This is a genomic window from Candidatus Obscuribacterales bacterium (assembly GCA_036703605.1).
In the GTDB taxonomy this organism is placed as follows: Bacteria; Cyanobacteriota; Cyanobacteriia; order RECH01; family RECH01; genus RECH01.
On sequence record DATNRH010000667.1, the window covers coordinates 1 to 4759 of the forward strand.

At 55.7% G+C, this 4759-nt stretch carries 4 protein-coding genes; all 4 read left to right on the forward strand.

Features of this window, described 5'->3' with window-relative positions:
• Window positions 1-1239: RDD family protein (locus tag V6D20_14070; GenBank protein ID HEY9816906.1), on the forward strand; the 1239-nt coding region annotated here is incomplete at its 5' end.
• 109 nt (window positions 1240-1348) lie between these two features.
• On the forward strand, window positions 1349-2908 hold the full coding sequence (locus V6D20_14075; GenBank protein ID HEY9816907.1) for a sulfatase-like hydrolase/transferase: 1560 nt from the start codon (window positions 1349-1351) through the stop codon (window positions 2906-2908).
• Between the two features lie 20 nt (window positions 2909-2928).
• A complete protein-coding gene (gene lgt / locus V6D20_14080; protein ID HEY9816908.1) occupies window positions 2929-3759 on the forward strand; it encodes a prolipoprotein diacylglyceryl transferase in 831 nt (276 codons plus the stop codon).
• 23 nt (window positions 3760-3782) lie between these two features.
• A partial coding sequence (locus V6D20_14085) for an alkaline phosphatase family protein (GenBank protein HEY9816909.1) occupies window positions 3783-4759 on the forward strand: 977 nt, incomplete at its 3' end.

Sequence of the window (4759 nt, forward strand, 5' to 3'; positions counted from 1 at the left end):
TTCTTTGTCGTGCTGTTGGCTGGCATGGGATATTTGTTGGCCTGGCTAACGGCTCGATTCATGATCTCTGAGATGGGCTATGCCGTTGAAGAAGGCACCCCAGCCTTGGCGTCTCTGGGGCGGAGCTGGCGACTAACCCGCCGTAATGCTCGGCGCATTATACTGGGCATCATGATGGTCTTTTTGGCTAGCTTACCCATCCAGGTTGTCTTGCAACTGTTGATTGGTGCAGCCTCGGCTGGACTCACCCTAGCCTTACCAGATGATGCGATCGCCTACACGCCACTGCTGATGCTCGTTTCCTACAGCCTGAGTATTGGTGTGAGTGTGGTGCTGTTGCCCCTGTGGCAGGCCATCAAGGCAGTGTTGTACTACGACTTAATAGAACGGCGAGAGGGACGTTCTCTAGACTTAAGCGTGAGCGATCGCCCTGGTACACCATCTGTGCAGCCATGGCTCAACCACGTTACCCTGTTGACCCCTGAAAGTGTTGAGCTAGACTTCACTCTAGCAGGTGTGGGCAATCGCAGTTGGGCGCTGGTCTTAGATTATATTTTCCTTATCGGTGGCCTGCTGATTTTTTGGATAGGTTGGGGCTGGCTATCCACAACTCTGTTGGACTGGTTAGAAGATCTAGGTTTTGCTTATGAGAGTGCTTGGATTTGGGTATTGGCGATCGCGTTCCTGATCACCTTCATCATCTTCACCGGCTACTTTGTGCTATTTGAAACCCTGTGGCAGGGGCAAACCCCCGGCAAACGCATTATGCACATCCGGGTAATCCAAGATAATGGGCAGCCGGTCACCCTTGGGCAAACCACCCTGCGCGCCCTTCTGCGTCCGGTTGATGACCTGTTGCTGATAGGAGCCTTATTCATTGCCTTAGGAAAACGGGAAAAACGGCTTGGAGATTGGGTTGCTGGTACCCAGGTGATTCAAGAAGACTATGCCGATCCACGTCTGAAGCTGGAGATCTCCCCATCGGCCGGCACCCTTGCCCGCAAATTGTCTCCGTCGATGCACCTGGATCGCCTCTCTCCGGATCAGTTTGTCACCCTACGAGAGTATCTGCAGCGACGCTTGATGATCGATACCCAGATCCAGAAAGAGCTACGCCTGGATCTCGCTCGTCAGGCGAAGGAACTGGTTCAACTAGAGCAAGTGCCGGAGGGCGTCAGCGCCGATCAGTTTCTAGAAGCGCTCTATGTGGCCTATCAACGTCAAAGCGATGCTCGCTAAGGCTTGTCTGCATCATGGATCAGAGAAGGGCTACCGGGGCTGGATTTTGTGGAGGCCCATGCCCCAGTTTGGCCACCACACGGCACAATGGGGAGGAGCATAATCCAGGTTGTCACCAAAACTGCGTATGACCCGCCGCCCTGACATTGTTTTTCTTGTTCTGGATACCCAACGTGCCGATCGCCTCTCCTGCTATGGGTATCCGGTGAACACGTCGCCAAATCTAGATGGCTTTGCTGCCAACGCCACCCGTTTTGAGAGGGCGATCGCTGCTGCTCAGTGGACGGTGCCGTCCCATGCGTCGATGTTTACCGGGCTCTATCCATCGGAGCACCAAACCCTCCAGTCCTACTCGGTGCTGCCTAAAACCATTCCCACCCTGGCAGAACGCCTGCGGGACGGTGGCTACTACACAGCGGGCTTTTGCAACAATCCCCTGGTCGGAGTGATCAACAATGGACTGCGGCGTGGGTTCCATAGCTTTTTGAACTACAGCGGTCTGCTCACCTCTCGCCCCAACCAAGCTGGAGCTTCGCCGGGGTTGATTAGCCGCTATCGGCAAGTCTTTAAGCGCGTCCTGGCGGGTCTTCTAAGCCAGGTGCAGGATGCCTTTGCCCGTTCGGATGCCCTACTCTCCCTCTCGTTTTCACCGTTGATGGTGCCCCTGTGGCAAACAGCTCTGAGCTTCAAGGGCAATACGGCCAAGTCTTTAGAGGATACGGCTCATCTATTAACCCAGCGGCGCGGCGTGGACGATGAGCAGCCGATATTCGCCTTCGTGAACCTGATGGGCACCCACATGCCCTACCATCCTCCCCGCCGCTACATTGAGAAGTTTGCGCCCCACGTGTTGAGCGATCGCTCTGCCCAGCACTATCTGCGTCAGTTTAATAGCGATGTGTATGGCTGGCTGGCCCCCTTGGCGGGAGCATTGGATGACCAGCAAAAGGCAACCCTAGACGGTATGTATGACGCGGAGGTGGCCTGCCAGGATGAGCTCCTAGGGCATTTCTTCCAGCAATTGCAGGCGTCAGGACGGCTTGAGGATACCTTGGTGATCATCTGTTCCGACCATGGTGAACATTTGGGCGAAAAGCAGTTCATTGGCCATTCCCTGTCGGTGTACAACGAATTGGTGCAGGTGCCGTTGATTATTCACGACCCCAGCGGTCAGTTGCCTAAGGGACAAACAAGCGATCGCACCGTTTCGACCCGGCGGTTGTTCCACACCGTGCTGACGGCCGCTGGTTTGGCGAGTGAGGCAGAAGCCGCCCTGAGCCTGTTTCAGGAACTGAGCGCTACACCAGCCGCTGTTCCTGTCTTCTCCGAAGCCATTCCTCCCCAAAATGTGTTGAATCTGCTGCAAAAACGTCAGCCGGATCTGGTGCGCGATCGCGCCTGTGATCAACCGCGCCGCGCCGTCTGGGTGGGGCACCATAAGCTGATTGAAACCGGCGATACCCAGCTTGAGCTATACGATTGCCTCGACGATCCTGGGGAAAGCCTGAACCTCAGCAGCATTCTGCCGGAAAATGTAGAGGTGCTGCAAGACTGCCTCCAGTCCTTTGCGGGCACGATGACCGCCACGGTTACCAACGAACGCGCGTCCGATTTTGATGATCCTGAGGTGCAGCGCCGTCTGCGCGACCTCGGCTACCTCGAAGATTAATAGTTCCTATTCTAGGCATCATGTATCCACCCGTTGATCCAATTTTGTTTGAGTTTGGCCCCATTGCCGTGCGCTGGTATGGGCTGCTGATGGTCAGCGCCATTTTCATCGGTGCCCAGGTTGCTAGCCAACAGGTGAAACGCCAAGGACAAGATCCCGATGACTTTTGGGACATGCTGATCTGGATTGTCATTCCTGGCTTTATTGGGGCGCGACTGTACTATGTGTTCATCCAGTCCCCCCGTGGCCCCCAGGGTTTGGGCTATTACCTCGATCATCCCGGTGAAATTCTTAAAGTATGGAGCGGCGGCATCCACATTTTTGGGGGATTTATCTTTGGCACCATCGCCCTGTGGCTGTTCACCAAAATTCGTCACTTACCGGCGCTGGTCTTCCTGGATGCGATCGCCCTGGCTCTGCCCCTGGCCCAAGCCATTGGCCGCTGGGGAAATTTTATCAACCAAGAACTCTACGGCCCGCCGACGGATCTAGCCTGGGGATTGCGCATCGACCCCATTCATCGCATTGCTCCCTACAACGACCTCAGTGCCTATCCCGACAGCACCCGCTTCCATCCCCTGTTTCTCTACGAATCTCTATGGAATGCTCTAGGGTTTGCCATTATTTTCTGGCTATCCCGTCGTTTTGAAAAACAATGGCGGCCTGGCGACATCACCTTGCTGTACTTAATTTGGTATCCTCTCGGGCGCTTTTTTATCGAATTTTTGCGCACCGATTCCTGGTTCTTTGCCGGTACCCCGTTTAATGTCGTGCATCTCCTATCAGCGATCGCTGTTGTCGGATCTGCCGCTGCCCTGTATCTGCGTCGCCGCCGTCCCCAAGCCTCCTAACTGTCCCTCTCACCCCCATGCCTATGTCTCTTAGATCTGCCCCGCGCCTGTTGATCATTGGGCTTGACTGCATGGAGCCCTCCCTCGTGTTCGATCAGTGGCGCGATGATCTACCGACCCTCTCACGGCTGATGGCGGCCGGTAGCTATGGCCGTCTGGAAAGCAGTATTCCCGCCATCACCGTGCCCGCTTGGAGCTGTATGATGAGCGGTCGCGATCCGGGGGAACTAGGCATCTATGGCTTCCGCAATCGCCAAAATCGTAGCTACCAAAGCATGGCGATCAGCGATGGTCGTGCCGTCAAGGAGCCACGGTTATGGGACATCTTGGGGGATGCGGGATGGCAGGTGGCGGTCTTAGGCGTACCGGGCACCTCGCCCCCCTACCCAGTGCAGGGCTCCATGGTCTCCTGCTTTCTCACGCCGAGTACCGACGTACCCTACACTCATCCACCAGAGTTAAGCGATCGCATCCAGAGCTGGATCAGCGATTTTTTGCTAGATGTGCCCCACTTTCGGTCTGAGGATAAGGCCGAGATCCTCGGCAATATCCATAAGCTCTGTGACCAGCGGTTTACCCTAGCCGAGAAGCTGATTGCTGAAGACCATCCCGACTTCCTGATGCTGGTAGACATGGGGGTCGATCGCATCCACCATTCTTTCTGGAAACCCATGGATCCCGCCCATCCTCAGTATGAGCCGGGCTCTCCCTACGCCAACGCCATCCACGACTACTACGTGCATATTGACCAGCGGGTGGAGCAATTGTTGAACTATTGCGACGACCAAACCGCTGTGCTGATCGTGTCCGATCACGGGGCGCGACCCTTGATGGGGGGGATTTGCATTAACCAATGGCTGATCGAGCAAGGCTACCTCAGCGTGGTCGAATCACCCACCACGCCCACATCGTTGGATGAGTTGACCATTGATTGGGAGCATACCCAAGCTTGGGGTGCGGGGGGCTACTATGCCCGGATTTTCCTCAACGTCAAAGGTCG

Coding starts and splice junctions, on each gene's coding strand:
- lgt (HEY9816908.1), top strand. CDS start 2,929: ATGTATCCACCCGTTGATCCAATTTTGTTTGAGTTTGGCCCCATTGCC.